13 protein-coding genes and 2 pseudogenes are annotated in these 16,876 nt (G+C 70.5%); 7 read left to right on the top strand and 8 right to left on the bottom strand.

What is annotated here, in order from left to right:
- The first annotated feature begins 198 nt into the window (after nucleotides 1–198).
- From L0H79_RS06180 to L0H79_RS06170, 3 genes are all read left to right on the top strand, one after another.
- Entirely contained in the window at nucleotides 199–1,194 is a 996-nt protein-coding gene (locus L0H79_RS06180; RefSeq protein WP_301483704.1) for an acyl-CoA desaturase, read from the top strand.
- A 274-nt stretch (nucleotides 1,195–1,468) separates the two neighbouring features.
- The gene (locus tag L0H79_RS06175; protein ID WP_301483703.1) at nucleotides 1,469–1,759 is read left to right on the top strand and encodes a type II toxin-antitoxin system ParD family antitoxin; all 291 of its coding nucleotides are present in this window, start codon (nucleotides 1,469–1,471) and stop codon (nucleotides 1,757–1,759) included.
- Nucleotides 1,759–2,136 (top strand): type II toxin-antitoxin system RelE/ParE family toxin, encoded by a 378-nt coding sequence (locus tag L0H79_RS06170; RefSeq protein WP_301483702.1) that lies wholly within the window; start codon nucleotides 1,759–1,761, stop codon nucleotides 2,134–2,136. The genes L0H79_RS06175 and L0H79_RS06170 overlap by 1 nt, the downstream gene beginning before the upstream one ends.
- Nucleotides 2,137–2,460: 324 nt before the next feature.
- Here L0H79_RS06170 and L0H79_RS06165 read toward each other — a convergent pair whose 3' ends face one another.
- The 5 genes from L0H79_RS06165 to L0H79_RS06145 all read right to left on the bottom strand — a co-directional run bounded on the left by L0H79_RS06165 (nucleotide 2,461) and on the right by L0H79_RS06145 (nucleotide 7,208).
- On the bottom strand, nucleotides 2,461–2,919 hold the full coding sequence (locus tag L0H79_RS06165; RefSeq protein WP_301483701.1) for a MarR family winged helix-turn-helix transcriptional regulator: 459 nt from the start codon (nucleotides 2,917–2,919) through the stop codon (nucleotides 2,461–2,463).
- A gap of 95 nt (nucleotides 2,920–3,014) precedes the next feature.
- Nucleotides 3,015–4,841: an MFS transporter gene (locus tag L0H79_RS06160; RefSeq protein WP_301483700.1), complete on the bottom strand. Its 1,827-nt coding sequence runs from the start codon at nucleotides 4,839–4,841 to the stop codon at nucleotides 3,015–3,017.
- A 249-nt stretch (nucleotides 4,842–5,090) separates the two neighbouring features.
- Nucleotides 5,091–5,507: a RidA family protein gene (locus tag L0H79_RS06155; protein ID WP_301483699.1), complete on the bottom strand. Its 417-nt coding sequence runs from the start codon at nucleotides 5,505–5,507 to the stop codon at nucleotides 5,091–5,093.
- On the bottom strand, nucleotides 5,504–6,286 hold the full coding sequence (locus L0H79_RS06150; RefSeq protein WP_301483698.1) for an SDR family NAD(P)-dependent oxidoreductase: 783 nt from the start codon (nucleotides 6,284–6,286) through the stop codon (nucleotides 5,504–5,506). The genes L0H79_RS06155 and L0H79_RS06150 overlap by 4 nt, the downstream gene beginning before the upstream one ends.
- A gap of 16 nt (nucleotides 6,287–6,302) precedes the next feature.
- Nucleotides 6,303–7,208, bottom strand: coding sequence for a PaaX family transcriptional regulator C-terminal domain-containing protein (locus L0H79_RS06145; RefSeq protein WP_301483697.1), 906 nt, complete (start codon nucleotides 7,206–7,208; stop codon nucleotides 6,303–6,305).
- 101 nt (nucleotides 7,209–7,309) lie between these two features.
- On the opposite strand from L0H79_RS06145, the gene L0H79_RS06140 reads away from it, so the two are divergent.
- From L0H79_RS06140 to L0H79_RS06125, 4 genes are read left to right on the top strand one after another with little or no spacing between them, the layout of a single operon-like run.
- On the top strand, nucleotides 7,310–8,947 hold the full coding sequence (locus L0H79_RS06140; protein WP_301483696.1) for an AMP-binding protein: 1,638 nt from the start codon (nucleotides 7,310–7,312) through the stop codon (nucleotides 8,945–8,947).
- 48 nt (nucleotides 8,948–8,995) lie between these two features.
- Nucleotides 8,996–11,383, top strand: a complete 2,388-nt coding sequence (locus tag L0H79_RS06135; protein ID WP_301483705.1) for a bifunctional salicylyl-CoA 5-hydroxylase/oxidoreductase — start codon at nucleotides 8,996–8,998, stop codon at nucleotides 11,381–11,383.
- On the top strand, nucleotides 11,380–12,615 hold the full coding sequence (locus tag L0H79_RS06130; RefSeq protein WP_301483695.1) for an acyl-CoA dehydrogenase family protein: 1,236 nt from the start codon (nucleotides 11,380–11,382) through the stop codon (nucleotides 12,613–12,615). The genes L0H79_RS06135 and L0H79_RS06130 overlap by 4 nt, the downstream gene beginning before the upstream one ends.
- Nucleotides 12,616–12,641: 26 nt before the next feature.
- The gene (locus L0H79_RS06125; RefSeq protein WP_301483694.1) at nucleotides 12,642–13,472 is read left to right on the top strand and encodes an enoyl-CoA hydratase family protein; all 831 of its coding nucleotides are present in this window, start codon (nucleotides 12,642–12,644) and stop codon (nucleotides 13,470–13,472) included.
- A gap of 65 nt (nucleotides 13,473–13,537) precedes the next feature.
- On the opposite strand, the pseudogene L0H79_RS06120 reads toward L0H79_RS06125, so the two are convergent.
- The 3 genes and pseudogenes from L0H79_RS06120 to L0H79_RS06110 all read right to left on the bottom strand — a co-directional run.
- Nucleotides 13,538–14,978: pseudogene (locus L0H79_RS06120) on the bottom strand (polynucleotide kinase-phosphatase); the annotation flags it as partial.
- A 396-nt stretch (nucleotides 14,979–15,374) separates the two neighbouring features.
- Nucleotides 15,375–16,121 (bottom strand): annotated as a pseudogene (locus L0H79_RS06115) (3' terminal RNA ribose 2'-O-methyltransferase Hen1); the annotation flags it as partial.
- Nucleotides 16,081–16,866, bottom strand: a complete 786-nt coding sequence (locus L0H79_RS06110; RefSeq protein WP_301483693.1) for an enoyl-CoA hydratase family protein — start codon at nucleotides 16,864–16,866, stop codon at nucleotides 16,081–16,083. The pseudogene L0H79_RS06115 and the gene L0H79_RS06110, both read right to left, overlap by 41 nt.
- Nucleotides 16,867–16,876: the final 10 nt, after the last annotated feature.

Genomic DNA, 16,876 nt, shown 5'->3' with positions numbered 1-16,876 from the left:
AGGAGAGGCGACTATGACGAGGGAGCATGGGTACCGTAAACGGGTCACCTCGCAGGCGCTGTCCCGGTCCCTGACAGCGGTCATCAACGCACTAGGGGGTCCCCAGTGACCGGCATCACTCACCGACAGCCTCCCAATCCTGGTAGGCCATCTCCTGGCGTTCGTTATGTCAGCTCGTTCACCGAGCTCTCCCGTCAGGTGAGGGACAGCCACCTGCTGGAGCGTCGCTACGGCTGGTATTGGTCCAGGATCCTTGGCACCCTTGTCGCGTTCGCCGCGGTGTGGGTTGCGGTCGCCATCGTCGGCGACTCGTGGTGGCAGCTGGTGATCGCGGGGGCGTTCGCCGTCATCTCTGCTCAGATCGGCTTCCTGGGTCATGATGCTGCACATCGCCAGATCTTCCGGTCCAGACAGTGGAACGAGTGGACGAGCCGGGTGCTCAGTGGGCTTGTCCTCGGTCTGAGCTATGGCTGGTGGGACAAGAAGCACAGCCGGCATCACGCGGCACAAAACCAGGAGGGCATCGATCCCGACATCGAGTCGAGGGTGCTCGCCTTCACCCCAGAGCTGGCACGGACGCGGCACGGGATGGGCGCGGCTTTCGCCCGCCGTCAGGGCTGGTTGTTCTTCCCGCTGCTGACCCTGGAGGGACTGAATCTGCAGCTGCAAAGCGTTTTGACCGTGGCCAGCAGGCGGCCCCTGAAGCAGCGCTGGGTAGAGGCCGTGCTCATCGGGGTGCGTCTGACGGCCTACCCGGTCGCCCTGCTGCTCCTCCTGCCCCCGAGTAAGGCCGCAGCGTTCTTCGGATTGCAGGCAGCGCTCTTCGGAGTCTGCCTCGGCGGTTCCTTCGCCCCCAACCACAAGGGGATGCCGCTGGTGCCGCCCAGCCTGAAGGTCGACTTCCTGCGTCGGCAGGTGCTGATGTCGCGCAACGTCACGGGTGGGCCACTCGTCGACTTCGCAATGGGCGGGCTGAACCTGCAGATCGAGCACCACCTGTTTCCGAGTGTGCCGCGCCCCAACCTGAGGCGTCTCCAGCCGCTCGTGCGAGCGCACTGCATCGAGCACAACGTGACCTACACCGAGAAGACGCTGTGGCAGTCCTACGGCATGGTCGTCCGCTACCTCAACGCGGTCGGAATTGGTGCGCGTGACCCGTTCAGCTGTCCTCTGGTGCGCCGGTACCGCGGATAGGTCTGCCGCGCCATGACACGGGGGACCGGCCGGCCCGGTGTCGGAGTCGACCTGACGGGTGGCGGGGGGATAGGGAGCTCAACCCAACCGGAGGGATGCAGGTCAGGGCGGCGCCAGGGCGGAGCAACGCGGTCGGTCGATGCTGGGCGGGTGACCGACCTCGACCCGGCCTGGTGGCTGGACAGCAGAAGGATCAGCATACGGGATACTCGGGTGGGTTGACGTCGGCCCAGCCTCGCTGCAATGGCATATATTGCCAATGGAGGTGGTTGTCGTGCCGACGCGGAACGTTGTCTTGAGTCAGCACCAGCACCAGCTCGTCGAGTCTCTGGTGGCATCTGGGCGTTACCAGAATGCCAGCGAGGTGCTACGTGAAGGGCTCCGCCTCCTGGAACACCAGGAGGCAGAGGATGCGGCCAAGATCACCGCCCTACAAGATGCTGCCGACAGGGGCTGGGCGGATCTCGCGTCGGGGCGCTACGACGACCTCGACGATGACGACCTCGACGATTTCATCAGCTGGCTCGGCGTCCACGCGGCAGCACGCACGCGCCCGGCAGGCTGATGGCGGGATACCGCCTCACCCGTGCCGCCCGCGACGACATCGTCTCGATCCTCGCGTGGTCCGACGATCAGTTCGGCGAGGAGGCACGCAAGCGCTACGAGGCGCTGATCGCCACAGCCGTCCGAGATGCCGCCACGTTTAGCGACGACGGCGGACACGTACCCCGCCCAGAGCTGGGAGAAGGAGTCTTCTCCTGGCACCTCTCGCGCAGCCGTGCCCGTACTCCCGGTGGCAAGGTCCACCGTCCACGTCACTTCCTCATCTGTCGGCGCGACGGCGACACGCCGGTCATCGGCCGAGTCCTCCACGACGCAATGGACCTGAGACGGCACGTCGGCCCGGGACGAACCTGGAACCGGGACGACCATTCCGGTTGAGGATCGCCTTACGGGCGGTGTGCGTCTTGCCAGGCCTGGGTGATTTGGGGCCGTAGTCGGCCGCGGCCGGAGACGACCAGGCCGGCTGCCTTGGCCCAGGCGCGGACCTCCAGGGCGCACGGTTCACCGGCCGCCGGTGGCGCGATGTCGCCGATGGCCAGGCCGTTGCGGGTGGTTGCGGCAGTCTCGGTACTGGCCCAGGCGTACGCGGCGGTGCGAGAAGCCTTGAGCCGCAGTCTTGTCGACCATGCGAGTCAGCCATCTACCTCCCCTCCGGGTCGCCGATCGACCATCCGTCCCGACACCTTCGCTGCATCTCGACACTCACGATCCAGCGCCGTCATTCGGCTCGACCCCACCGGCCAGGAGCCGCTCGGAAAGGGTCCGCAGCAGCGGGACCGCCGCCGTCAGCACCGCGAGGTCTTCGGGTTCGAGGGCCGACAGATCGGCGGCGAGGACCGTCACGTTCTCGCGTCGCAGGTCCTCGATGGCGCGACGGCCTGACGCGGTCAGGGCAAGCAGGACCGCCCGGGCGTCCTCGGGGTCACGGGTGCGATCCGCCCAGCCGGCATCGACGAGGATGTCGATGAGGCGGCTGGTGCTCGCCGGGGTGATCCCCATCCGCGCCGCGAGATCGCCGGCCCGCAGGCCGGAGCCGGCGTGGGACAGCGCGGCCAGTGCGGCCAGCCGGGTCGGCGTGATGCCCGATCGGGTTGCCGGCGTCCGCAGGTGGTAGGCGAGGCGGTTGACCTCGGCGCGCAGGTCCCCGGCGAGCCGGAGCACCTCCTCCTCGCCGCGCTCGTCTCGATGGCGATCAGCACGGCTGGGTGCGGTCCTGCGGCCCGAAGCCGCTCGCACCACATCGCTTGGTATGCCGATCACGGGCCGGCGCTCCGTTCTGCGCCCGGGCCTGCCGCCCCGCCCACCGTGGATGCAGACGGCCCGGCTGTGGGCGCAGATGCCTCGCTCGTGCGTGCAGACGGCACGCCTGTGGGGGTGGGCGACCCGGGGGCAAGCGCTCGCCCGGCAGGCACCGGATCGTCCTGGTAGATGTACTTCCCGCCGCGCAGCCACGAGGCCCACGCCGCGATGAGGCAGGCCGCGATGGCGAACGCGAACGCGACCACGAGCCCGTCGTGGAACGGACCCGAGATCAGCGACGGGAAGAAGCCGCGACCGGTGAGGTAGGCCGCGTCCGCAGTCGGAAGCTGGTGCAACGCGGCCGGGCCGAGCAGCGTACCGATCGGGTTGTAGCCGAGCAGCGACGCGAAGAGCACTGCCACCGGAGGCAGCGCGGCGAGCTGGTGCGCCTGGGCCGCCGAGACGCCGTGCGCGGTCAGGCCGGTCACCATCGCGTGCGGCAGCCCACCGGCCAGCCCGGTGATCATGAGCGAGAAGAAGATCCCGATCGACAGGACCATCGCGGAGTTCTGGAACGTCGTGCTCATCCCGGAGCCGACCCCACGGCGGGTCGCCGGCAGCGAGTTCATGATCCCGGTGCGGTTCGGCGAGGCGAACAGGCCCATGCCGAGCCCACCGACGAGCAGCGCCCCCGCGAAGGTCAGGTAGTCGAACTGCACTGGCAGCAGGAGCAGCCAGACGAAGCTGCCGGCCGCGATGATCATCCCGCCGGTCGCGAACGGGCGCGCCCCGAAGCGGTCGGAGAGCCATCCCGACGTCGGCCCCGCGATGAGGAAGCCGACCGTCATCGGCAGCATGAAGATGCCCGCCCAGAGCGGGGTCTCCTCGAAGGAGTAGCCGTGCTCGGGCAGCCAGATGCCCTGCAGCCAGATGATGAGGATGAACATCAGGCCGCCGCGGCCGAGCCCGGACAGCAGGCTGGCGACGTTGCCGGCGGAGAAGGCGCGGATCTTGAACAGCTCGAGGTTGAACATCGGGTGCGCCACCCGGGTCTCGATGACGCAGAAGGCGACGAGCACGAGCGCACCGCCGATGAGCGCAGCCAGGACCATCGGGTTGGTCCAGCCCATGACGTGGTCGCCGTAAGGCTGGATGCCGTAGGTGATCCCGACGAGGATCGCGACGAGGCCGATGCCGAAGGTCGCGTTGCCCCACCAGTCCATGCCGGCGTCGTGCCGCACGCCGGTGTCGCGCAGCTTGAGGTAGGCCCAGATCGTGCCGAAGAGGCTGACCGGGACCGACACGAGGAAGACCAGGTGCCACTCGACGGGGGCGAGCACCCCGCCGATGACCAGGCCGATGAACGACCCCGCGATCCCGGCGACCATGTTGAGGCCCAGCGCGAGCCCGCGCTGGTCGGCCGGGAAGGCGTCGGTGATGATCGCGCTCGAGTTCGCCATGAGCAGAGCGCCGCCCACGCCCTGGAAGATCCGCATGACGATGAGCCAGAGCGCCCCGGCGTCACCGGTCATCCAGGTGACGCTGAGCAGCACCGAGGAGACGGTGAAGACGAGGAAGCCGAGGTTGTACATCTTGACTCTGCCGAACATGTCGCCGAGCCGGCCGAAGCTGACGACCAGGACGGCGGTCACGACCAGGTAGCCCATGATGAGCCACAGCAGGTAGCTCGAGTTGCCCGGCGCGAGCGGGTTGACGTGCAGGCCACGGAAGATGTCCGGCAGCGCGATGAGCAGGATCGAGCTGTTGATGGTGGCGATGAGCACGCCGAGAGTCGTGTTCGACAGGGCGACCCACTTGTACCGCGGACCAAGAGTCTCGTTCATTTGTTTCGAGCGTACGAAGCATTTCTGCGAAGTCGCTGAGTGGCGCTGCACCGCAGAAGCGCCCGCCGCCGACGCAGGTATGCCGCCCAGCCGCCGCCCGCGACGACGCACTCCCCGGGCGCGGGGCCAGCTGCGTCGCCTTGCCCTCGCTGCGCTGCCTTCAGACGACGCAGTCACGACGAGGCGACGCGTCTGAGCCGCGCCTGCGCGGCGAGGGCACGCGCGGACTCAGCTCTGCGGCATACGAACTCAGCCGGCGGCTGGCGACGCGGGCAGCACGGCGAGGCCCTGGACCTCCACGAGCGCCTCGACGTCCCAGAGGCGGGCGACCCCGATCCCGGCGACGGCCGGGTAGTGCCGGCCCAGCAGCTCCTGCCACACCGCACCGATCTGCCGGCTGTGGGCCTTGTAGTCGTCCATGTCGACGATGTAGATCGTCAGCGAAGCGAGGTCCGAGGAAGTGCCACCGGCCGCCTCCAGCGCGGTGAGCAGGCTGCCCAAGGCACGCCGGAACTGCTCGACGACCGTGTCACCGACGATGACGCCGTTCTCGTCGAGCGCGGTCTGCCCGGCGAGGAAGACCATCCGCCCGGTGCCGAGAACGGCGTGCGAGAAGCCGCTGGGCCGGCCGAGCTGGGGTGGGTTGACGAACTCGAGAGTGGTCATGACTGGTGTGCTCCCCCGTCGATGTTGATGCCTTGGCCGGTGATCGCACCGGTCGTGACGCAGAGCCAGGCGGCATCGGCGACCTCGTCCGGGCCGACGAGCCGGCCGATCGGCTGCTTGCGCTCGAGGACGGCGCGGGCCTCCTCGGCGCTGCGTCCGGTCAGGTCGCTGATCCCGGCGACCGTCCCGTCGGTCATCGGGGTGTCGACGTAGCCGGGGCAGAGGGCGTTGACCGTGACTCCGCTGCGCGCGAGCTCGGCGGCGGCGGACCGGACCAGGCCGAGCACCCCGTGCTTGGCGGCGGTGTAGGCACTGATGTAGGGCTCACCGACCTTCGCGGCGACCGAGGCGACGACGACGATCCGGCCGTACCCGTGCTCGACCATCGAGGGGACGGCGCGCCGCAGGCACCGGAACGGGGCGGTGAGGTTGAGGTCGAGCATCTGGCGCCACTGCTCGTCGGTGGTCTTGGCGAGCGGTGCCGAGACCCCCGCACCGGCGTTGGCGACGAGCACCTCGATTGCCCCCCACTCCTGCTCGACCGCGCCGAACACCGTCTCGACGCCGCTGGGGTCGGTCAGGTCAGCCGGCACGACGAGGGTCGGCCCGGGACAGGCGGCCGCCGTCTGCTCGAGCTGCTCGCCGGTGCGGGCGGTGAGCGCCACCCGCAGGCCTTGCCCGCTGAGCCGCTGGGCGATGGCGCGGCCGATACCGCGGCCGGCGCCCGTGACGAGCGCGGTACGGGTGGCTGGTCCCGGTCGTGCTGTGGCGATGCTCACCGGTCGTTCTCCTTGGTCAGGCGGATGAGGGCAGGCGGGTCGAGGTCACGAGGGATGCGGCGAAGCGCTGCGACGGCTGCTGCAGCCGGTGGTGCAGCTCGTGGAACGTATCGGCCGCCTGGGTGCCCATCCAGTCCCCCGGCAGCAGCTCGGGCGCAAGCCCGGGGTCGAGGAAGGGCAGGCGGCGCCAGGCCGTCACGGCAGCGACGTGGTCGGCGAAGGCAGCGCCGTCGTCCGGGCTTCCGCCGCCACTCACGCCGTCGCCCTCGGCGTGCTTCCACCGGGCCAGAGCCGGGCCGAAGGTGTCGTCGAACTCCCGGTAGAGCGCATCCAGGCCGTCCAGGTCCCACCACGTCGCGGCCTCGGCACGCAGGTCCTTGTACCCGAGGTAGTCGGCCCGGAACAGGTCGACGTAGTCGGCTAGCCCGAGGCGGCCCAGCACGGTGCGCGTCTCGTCGGCGAGGTGACCGGGCGCGACCCAGACGCCACCGCCGACCGTGCCGTAGCCGAGCCAGCGCAGGCGCGAGCGCAAGGTGTGCCGCTTGTGGCGCTCCGTCTCGGGGACGCTGAACACGGCGAGGACCCAGCCCTCCTCCAGGCTGGCCCGGGTGCGCGCGAAGATCCGCCGGTCGCCCTCGGCGAGCACCTCCCGCGCCACGGCGGACAACGCATAGCCCGCCCGGCCCGCGCGACGCTCCGGGTCGAGCAGCCCACGCCGCTTGAGGCGCGAGACCGCCGAGCGCACCGCGGGCTCGTCGACGCCGAGGCGGGCCATCATCTGGATCAGCGAGCCGACCGAGATCCACCCGCCGACGCCGCGCGCGAAGAGGCCGTAGATCGTGACGATCTGAGCCCGGGGTCGCACCGGCGTGGCGAGCACGCCGTCCCCCACGCCGTCCGCATCGTCCAGGTCGGGCCCCACCGAGCTCCTCCTTCGACCACCTCTATGGCGTCTACTTGACTGCCGTCACGATTAGAGCATACTGAGGAGGTCCGGTCCATCTGTCCTGGGAGAGGTCGCCCATGCAGTTGTCCCCCTCAGCCCACCTCGACACGTTCTGTCGCGACAACCTCCCTGCACCGGAGCTGTGGCCGGAGCTGCTCTTCGAGATCCCGGGGGTGCAGTACCCCGAGCGGCTCAACTGCGCGGTCGAGCTGCTCGACAAGGTCATCGACAGCCGCGGTGGCGACCGGACCTGCCTGCTGACCCCCGACGGTCAGCGGTGGACCTACGAGCAGCTGCGCGGGATCGCCAACCGGATCGCCAACTACCTGGTCAGCGACCTCGGCATCGTGCCGGGCAACCGGATCATGCTCCGCGGACCGAACAACCCGTGGCTCGTGGCCTGTTGGTTCGCGGTGCTGCGCGCCGGTGCCGTCGTCATCCCGAGCATGCCGCTGCTGCGTCCCAAGGAGCTGCGCGCCATGGGCGAGATCGGCCGTTTCGACCTGGCCCTGTGCGACCACCGCTTCGTCGCGGACCTGCGCAAGGCGAGCGTCCCGGGCCTGCGGATCGTCGAGTACGCCGGCGACGGCGACGCGGACCTCGCGGCCCGGGTGGCAGGCCGGCCCACCTTGTTCGACCCGGTCGACACCGCCGCCGACGACGTGTGCACGCTGGCCTTCACCTCGGGCACGACCGGTCGCCCGAAGGCGACGATGCACTTCCACCGAGACATCCTCGCCAACGCCGACACCTTCTCCGCCGAGGTGCTGCGTCCCACCGCCGACGACGTGTTCACCGGCACACCACCGCTCGCGTTCACCTTCGGCCTGGGCGGGCTCGTCGTCTTCCCGATGCGGGTCGGCGCCTCCACCCTGCTCGTCGAGCGGACCACGCCAGCGGGGCTGGCCGACCTGATCGCCGAGCACCAGGTGACCATCTGCTTCACCGCCCCGACCGGCTACCGTGCGATGCTCGCCGCCGGCAAGGCCCCCCAGCTGAAGGGCCTACGCCGGGCCGTGTCCGCCGGCGAGCACCTGCCGGCCGACACGTGGCACGCCTTCAAGGACGCGACCGGGCTGTCGATCATCGACGGCATCGGCTCGACCGAGATGCTGCACATCTTCATCTCGGCGGCCGACGACGACATCCGTCCCGGGGCCACCGGCCGGCCGGTGCCCGGCTACCGGGCGAGGGTCCTCGACGTGTTCGGCGACCCCGTGCCGGACGGCGCCCCCGGGCGACTGGCCGTCAAGGGCCCCACCGGCTGCCGCTACCTCGCCGACGAACGGCAGCGTGACTACGTCCAGAACGGCTGGAACATCACCGGTGACACCTTCCTGCGCGACGAGGACGGCTACTTCTGGTACCAGGCACGCAGTGACGACATGATCGTCAGCTCGGGCTACAGCATCGCCGCCCCCGAGGTCGAGGAGGCCCTCGCGGCCCACCCTGCCGTGTTCGAGGTGGCCGTCTTCGGCGTGCCGGACGAGGCACGAGGCGCCCTCATCGCCGCGCACGTGGTGCTCTCCGAGGCAGGCGCCGCGGCGGCGGCGCACGACACGGACGGGTTGCGCCGGGAGCTGCAGGATCACGTCAAGGCCCAGATAGCGCCATACAAGTATCCGCGCCTGATCGAGTTCGTCGACGCGCTGCCCCGCACCTCGACGGGCAAGGTGCAGCGCTACCGGTTGCGCGAGACCACCAGCGCGCGGTAGCGCCTGCCGGCTGACCCCTTCACGTCACAACCCTCTGGAGGCATGCACATGCGCATGGCGATCATCGGCGGCGGGCCCGGCGGCCTCTACTTCGCCGCGCTGGCCAAGCAGCTCGACCCGAGCCGCGAGATCACCGTGTGGGAACGCAATGCCCCGGACGACACCTTCGGCTTCGGGGTCGTCTTCTCCGACGAGACCCTCGGCGGCATCGAGCTGGCCGACCCCGTGGTGTACGGACAGATGGAACGCGAGTTCGCCCGGTGGGACGACATCGACGTGCACTTCCGCGGGAACGTCCACACCTCGGGGGGCAACCGCTTCGCGGCGATGAGCCGCAAGCGGCTCTTGCAGATCCTGCAGGCCCGGTGCCGCGAGCTGGGCGTCACCCTGCACTTCCGTACCGAGGCGCCCGACGTCGAGCTGCTGTCCGCCACGCACGACCTCGTGCTGGCCGCCGACGGGCTCAACTCCGCGGTGCGCCGCCGGTACGCGGACACGTTCCGCCCCACGATGGACGAGCGGGCCTGCCGCTACATGTGGCTCGCCACCGACAAGGTCTTCGACGCGTTCACCTTCCACGTGCGCGAGACGCCGTACGGCGTCATGCAGATCCACGCCTACCCGTTCGACGCACACGGCAGCACGTTCATCGTCGAGATGCACGACGACGTATGGCGTGCAGCCGGCTTCGCCGCGTCCGAGCAGCGCCGCTGGTCCCCGGGTGAGTCCGACGAGGCCTCCATCGCACAGGTCACCGAGCTGTTCGCCGACGTGCTCGAGGGGCACGAGGTACAGGCCAACAACTCCCGCTGGATCCGCTTCACGACGATCCGCAACGAGACGTGGCGACACGGCAACGTCGTGATCCTCGGCGACGCGGCGCACACCGCCCACTTCTCGATCGGGTCCGGCACCAAGCTGGCCATGGAGGACTCGCTCGCCCTGGCCGCCTGCCTGCACGAGAACCGTGACCTCGACACGGCGCTGGTCGCCTACGAGGCCGAGCGCAAGCCGGTCGTCGAGTCGACACAGCGGGCCGCGCAGGCCAGCCTCGAGTGGTTCGAGAACCTCGGGCAGTACACCCACCAGGACCCCGACCAGTTCGCCTTCAACATCATGACCCGCAGCCGCCGGGTGACCCACGACAACCTCAAGGTCCGCGACCCGGAGTTCGTCGCGGGCATCGAGGGGTGGTTCACCACCAAGGTCGGGCGGGAGCTCGGCGTGCCCGTCGAGCCGGGCACGCCCCCGATGTTCACGCCGTACCGGCTGGGCGGGCTCGACCTGGTCAACCGGGTCGTCGTCTCGGCCATGGACATGTATGTCGCCGACGACGGCATCCCGGCCGACTTCCACCTGGCCCACCTCGGGGGCAAGGCGATGGGCGGGGCCGGACTGGTCATGACCGAGATGGTCTGCGTCTCGCCCACGGGCAGGATCACCCCGGGCTGCACGGGTCTGTGGAACGAGCAGCAGGAGCAGGCCTGGCACCGGATCACCGAGTTCGTGCACACGCAGTCGCAGGCGAAGATCGGCGTCCAGCTCGGCCACTCCGGCCGGAAGGGCTCGACCAAGCTGATGTGGGAGGGCATCGACGAGCCGCTGCCCGGGGGCAACTGGCCGGTCGTCGGGCCCTCGCCGCTGCCCTACCGGGAGGGCTTCAACCAGGTGCCGGCCGAGCTCACGGTCGAGCAGTCGGCGGCGATCAGGGACGAGTTCGTGACCTCGGCGCGGCACGCCGACGCGGCCGGCTTCGACCTGCTCGAGCTGCACTGCGCCCACGGGTACCTGCTGTCGAGCTTCATCTCGCCCGTGACCAACCACCGCACCGACGAGTACGGCGGTGACCTGGCCGCCCGGCTGCGCTACCCGCTCGAGGTGTTCGCCGCCGTACGGGAGGTCTGGCCGGCCGACAAACCGATGACGGTCCGGATCTCGGCCACCGACTGGGTGACAGGTGGCATCGACACGGAGGACGCGGTCCTGATCGCCCAGGCCTTCGCCGACGCCGGGGCGGCAGCGGTCGACGTGTCCTCGGGTCAGGTCACGCCCGACGAGCGCCCCGCGTTCGGCCGCTCCTACCAGACGCCGTTCGCCGACGCGATCCGCAACCGCACCGGCATCTCGACCATCGCGGTGGGCATCATCTCGTCCTGGGACGACGTCAACTCGCTCATCCTCGCCGGCCGGGCTGACCTCTGCGCGCTCGGTCGGGCCCACCTGTACGACCCGAACTGGACCCTGCACGCCGCCGCGGAGCAGGAGTATGCCGGCCCGGGCGTCGCGTGGCCACTGCCGTGGCAGGCGGGTAAGCGTCGGCCGCAGGCCGGCCGCACCGACGGGCCCAAGCCGCGGCTCGACCTCGTACGCCAGGGCGAGCCCACCACCCGGCACGACCGGTGGCGGCCGGCGCTGGAGCCGGAGGTGGTCCGGTGACACGACCAGTCCGCGAGACCGCCGCCCTGTCGGAGTCCGAGCGTGCCTTCGTCGACGAGCTCGACCGTGTGGCGGTGGGCCTGGCGGCGGATCGTACGGCAGCACGCGGTGCAGGACGGGCGCCTCAAGAGGGTCGCGTGGACCGGGACCTGGTCGCTGCGCTCGGGCGGGCCGGCCTGCTGCGCAAGCTCTTCGGCGGCGGCGCCGGCAACAGTCGAGCAGGCGTGCCGTCCGGCGCGGCCGCCCTGCAGCTGTGCCTGCTCCGCGAGTCGCTGGCCCGGGTCGACACCGGGGCCGAGACCGCGCTCGCGTTGCAGGGACTGGGCAGCTACCCCATCCTGCAGTCGGGCACCCCCGAGCAGGTGGCTCGATGGCTCCCCGGTGTCATCTCCGGCGAGCTCGTCGCCGCATTCGCGCTGTCCGAGCCGGACGCCGGGTCCGACGCGGCAGCCCTGGCCCTCGAGGCGCGGCCCGACGGAGCCGGCTGGACCCTGCACGGGATCAAGACGTGGATCTCCAACGCGCCCGACGCCGACGTGTACAGCGTCTTTGCCCGCACCGGCCCGGGTGCCGGATCCAAGGGGGTGACCGCGTTCGTTGTCGACGGCGGCGCCGCTGGCCTCACTGGCCAGCCGCTCGAGATGCTGTCACCGCATGCGATCGGACGCCTGGACTTCGACGGCGTGCGGGTCGGCCCGACGGACGTGCTCGGTGAGGTCGGGCAGGGGTTCGTCGTGGCGATGCGCACGCTTGACCTGTTCCGGCCCAGCGTCGGGGCGTTCGCGGTGGGGATGGCCCAGTTCGCGCTCGAGGCTGCCGTGGAGTGGGTCACCTCACGAGCGATCTACGGAGGGCTGCTCGGCGACCAGCAGGCGGTGCAGCACGTCCTGGCCGAGATGGCCACCCGCATCGACGCCGGCCGGCTGCTCGTGCACCGGGCTGCCCGCGCCTACGATGCCGGCCTGCCACCACGGGAGGTCTCGGCGATGGCCGCGATGGCCAAGCTCTTCGCCACCGAGACCGCCCAGTGGGTCGTCGACCAGTCGGTGCAGCTGCACGGCGCCCGCGCACTGCAGCGCGGGCATCCGCTCGAGCACCTCTACCGGGATGTCCGGGCGCCGCGGATCTACGAGGGCGCCTCGGAGGTGCAGCGGACGATCATCGCGCGGCACCTCATCGCGCAGCACGGCGCCCGCCGGGGCCGCGGGGCCGAGCCAGTTACCACACCGTGACCACGACAGATCTCCAGGAGGCGTTCGTGACGAGCAGGTACCGTTCTTCGGCGGCACTGACCGAGCAGTGGGACAACTTCGACTTCGCGGTGGCCGATGGGGTCGCCACGGTCACCCTGAACCGGCCCGAGAAGCTCAACCCGCTCACCTTCGAGAGCTACGCCGACCTGCGGGACCTGCTCCACGAGATCCCGCACCACGACGACATCCGGGTCCTCGTCCTGCGCGGGCAGGGCAAGGCGTTCTGCGCCGGCGGTGATGTCAACGAGATCATCGGCGAGCTGATCAAGATGGACGCCAAGGACCTCATCGGCTTCACCCGGATGACCGGTGAGGCGATCCGGGCGATGCGTGAGTGTCCGGTGCCGATCATCGCCGCGATCCAGGGGATCGCGGCCGGCGCCGGGTCGGTGCTCGCGCTGGCCTCGGACTTCCGGATCGTCACCGAGACCGGCCGGTTCGCGTTCCTGTTCACCAAGGTCGGCCTGTCCGGCGGCGACATGGGGGCCGCCTACCTGCTCCCCCGCGCGGTCGGCTACGGCCGGGCCACGGAGCTGCTCATGCTCGGCGACACGATCGACGCGACGACCGCCGACCGCTACGGCCTGGTCAGCAAGCTCGTGACCAACGAGACCCTCGACGAGGAGGTCGCTGCGCTCGCCGCCAGGCTTGCGACCGGCCCGACCCTGGCCTACGCACAGACCAAGTCCCTGATCACCCGCGAGCTCGACATGCCGATCGGGTCGGCGATGGAGCTCGACGCGATGACCCAGGCGTTGCTGATGACCTCGGCCGACCACGCCGAGTTCCATGCCGCCTTCAACGAGGGCCGCAAGCCCAGCTGGACCGGCCGCTGACGGCGCCGCTCCCGTGCAGCAGCGCTGCTGCACGAGTGCGGTGCCGGCGGCGCGGCTCAGTCAGATCAAAGGCGGGGGTCGACCGGCTCGGACTCGAGAGCAAGCACCGCGAAGACCGCCTCGTGCACCCGCCAGAGCGGTTCGCCGCGTGCAAGCCGGCCGAGCGACTCGAGCCCGAGGGCATACTCGCGCAGTGCGAGCGACCGCTTCGTCCCGAGGTTGCGCTCGCGCAGCCGGGCCAGGTTGGCAGGGGCGGTGTAGTCGGGCCCGTAGACCAGGCGCAGGTAGTCCCGCCCGCGCGGACCTTCACACCCGGCTGGACGAGCCCCTTGCGCGTGCGCAGCAGCCCGGCGAGCGGCTTGACGACCATCCCCTCGCCGCCCCAGTCAACTCGTCCCACCACTGCACACCAGCGGTGCGCGCCGCGTCGTCCGCGAGGTCGACGACGAGCCGCTCCGTGGCCCGGAACGTCACCGGGTCGGCCTCGACGAGCCGGTCGATCCGCTCGAGGTGCCACGCATGGTCGCGCTCTGCCCATACCGTGCCGTCGACGTCCCCGACATATCGCCGGTATGCCGCGCAGTAGCGTCCCACGTCGTCGGCCCGCTCGCGCGTACGGCTCAGCAGATCGGCCACGTCCAGTCCCCGATCTGCCGCTCCCGCAAGCAGCTCCAGTGCCGCGGTCAGGGCGAGGCGAGCAGCGGCACCGACGGGTGCGTACTGGTCGCGGATGAGGGACTCGGCCTTGAGCGACCAGGGCAACAGCTCCGCGTCCACGAGCAGCCAGTCGGTGCCGAGCTCGTCCCAGAGCCCAGCGACGTCGAGCGCCGACCGGACCCGGGCGAGCAGCACCTCGGTGAGGTCGCGCCCGAAGAAGGCTCGCCCCGTGCGGGTGTGGATCGCGCCGGTCTCGCCTGCGTCCGCACCGAAGCGGCGGCGCGCGAGCTCAGCGTCACGACATACGAGCACGACGGCCCGCGAGCCCATGTGCTTCTCCTCGCAGACCACTCGGTCGACCCCTGCCGACGCGTAGCCGGCGAATGCCTCGTCGGGGTGCTCGAGCACGCCGTCGCGGGTCGAGGTCGCGACCGGCGACATCGTCGGCGGCAGGTAGCCGAGCCAGCGAGGATTCATGGCCCACCGGCTCATGACCTCGAGAGCGCCGGCCGCCCGCTCGCTGCGAACCGAGATGCGGCCGTGGTGGGCGGTCTCGACGACCCGGCGGCCGAGCACGTCGGTGATGTCGAGGTCCTCGGCAGATCGGGTGTGGGGAGCCGATGACGCAACCGCGGCGGCGCGTGGTTTCGCCGTCGGGTCGCCTGCACCCGAGCGCTCGGTGTGCCCGGCCGCGGGGAACGGTTTGGCCGGTTCGTACCAGACGCGTTCGGCAGGGACTTGGACGATCTCCTTCTCCGGGTAGCGCAGCGCGGTCAGGTGGCCGCCGAAGACACATCCGGTGTCGAGGCAGAGGGTGTTGTTGACCCACTCCGGCTCTGGGATCGGGGTGACCTTGCGGCCCTCGAGGTCGCCGACGAACACGACCCGTCGATGCGCCGGGTGCACCGCGTCGAAGGCGTCGGCCGTGGCGGACTGGTCGTTCTCGTCGTTGGAGACCAGGCCCCGGCACACATCGCTCGAGAGGACCTCGTATCGGCCGAAGTGCGTGGCAGCGAAGAGACCCGCTCGGCCCACCCGGCGAACTGCTCTCGCGACCACTCGAAACGGTGGTCGGGGTGACGCAGAGCGCCGGCGGGCAGTCCGGGATAGAGCGGGTTGTAGTCGGAGTTGGGCGTCGTCACGACGACGGCGGCGGGGCGGGCGTCGCGGAAGACGCTGCGTTCCAGGGAGGAGCCGGTCGGGGTCGAGATGCTCGACGACCTCCATGAGGACGATCGCGTCCCAGCTCACGAGACGGGTGTCTCGGTAGGTGACCGACGACTGGATGAGGGTGAGCCGGGCGCGCTGGGTGTCGGAGAGCCGGTCCAGATCGAGACGCTTCTCGGCGCGGAACAGCTCGCGCGCGGAGACGTCGACCCCGAGGACCTCGGTGAACGACGGGTCGGCGAGCAGGTCCCGCAGCAGCATCCCCTCACCACAGCCCAGGTCGACGACGCGGTGGGCTTCGACGCTGCGCAAGGCGGCGAGCACGGCCTCGCGGCGGAGCCCGGCCAGGGGACGGGGCGCCGCGCCGGCCACCGGCTCCGGGACCGGCGAGTCGTCCAGAGCGGCAAGGCGTTCCGTGGCGTCGGAGACGAGGTGTCGCTGGTGGGCGAGGTACCGGATCGTGATCAGGTCGCGCTCGGGGTGGCCAGCGAGCCACGAGCCGCCGGTGCGGACGAGCTTGTCGGCCTCGTCGGCGCTGACCCAGTAGTGCTTCGCACCGTCGAGGACGGGCAGCAGGACGTAGAGGTGGGTCAGCGCATCGGCGAGCCGCATCGTGCCGCACAGCTCGGCGTCGACGTAGGGGGCGTCTCCCCACCGCGGGACCTCCGGATCGAGCGGGACGTGGCAGGCGGTGACGTCCCAGCCGAGCGGGCCGAAGAGCCGCTCGACGATCGCGTCGTGCCTCTCGCGTCGTGCCGGGTGTGGCGCCCCGCGAGTCGCGCTGCTACCGGGCCCAGCGGGGCGGACGCTTCTCGAGGAACGCACGCATCCCCTCGGCAGCCTCCTCGCTCATGAACAGCCGGGTCGACTGCTCGATGACGCGGTCTCTGCCGGCGTCGAAGGTGGCGAGGATCCCATGGTTGACGAGCAGCTTCGTCTCGCGCAGGCCCTGCGGCGACACCGCCCGGAAGTCGGTGAGCAGCCGGCCGAGGGCGGCGTCACGATCCTGGGCCGCCTCGGTGACGAAGCCGATCCGGGCGGCTTCCGACGCACCGAACGCCTCGCCGGTCAGGCACAGGCGCGACGCGGCACGATCACCGAGCCGGGACAGCACGACGAGGCTGATGATCGAGGGAGCCACCCCGATCCGCGCCTCGGTGAGTGCGAAGGTGGACCTCGGTCCCGACACGACGACGTCGCAGGCGCCGATGATGCCCATGCCACCGGCCCGGACGTGCCCGTCGATGCTCGCGACGACGGGAGTGCCAAGCGTCAGGATCATCCGCAGCAGCTCGACGAGCTGTTCGCTGCGCGCGGTGGCCGCCTCCGAGCCACTGTTCTGCGCGGCCTCGGTGAGGTCGACGCCGGCACAGAACGTGTTGCCGGTGTGGGTCAGCACGATGGCCCGCACGTGCTCGTCCTCGTCGGCCCGCACCAGGGCCTCCAGAAGCTGCCGGACGAGCCGGTCCGACAGGGCGTTGCGGTTGTGCGGTGAGTCGAGGGTGAGCGTCGCGACGCCACGCTCGACCATGTGGTGTACGAGCTCGTCCCGAGCCTGCTCCGTGCTCACTGGATCGCTC

Origin of the sequence: Intrasporangium sp. (assembly GCF_030452765.1) — a bacterium.
Classification (GTDB): Bacteria; Actinomycetota; Actinomycetes; order Actinomycetales; family Dermatophilaceae; genus Intrasporangium_A.
Note: the sequence above shows the minus strand (reverse complement) of the source record. Positions and strands in the feature narration are given on the sequence as shown.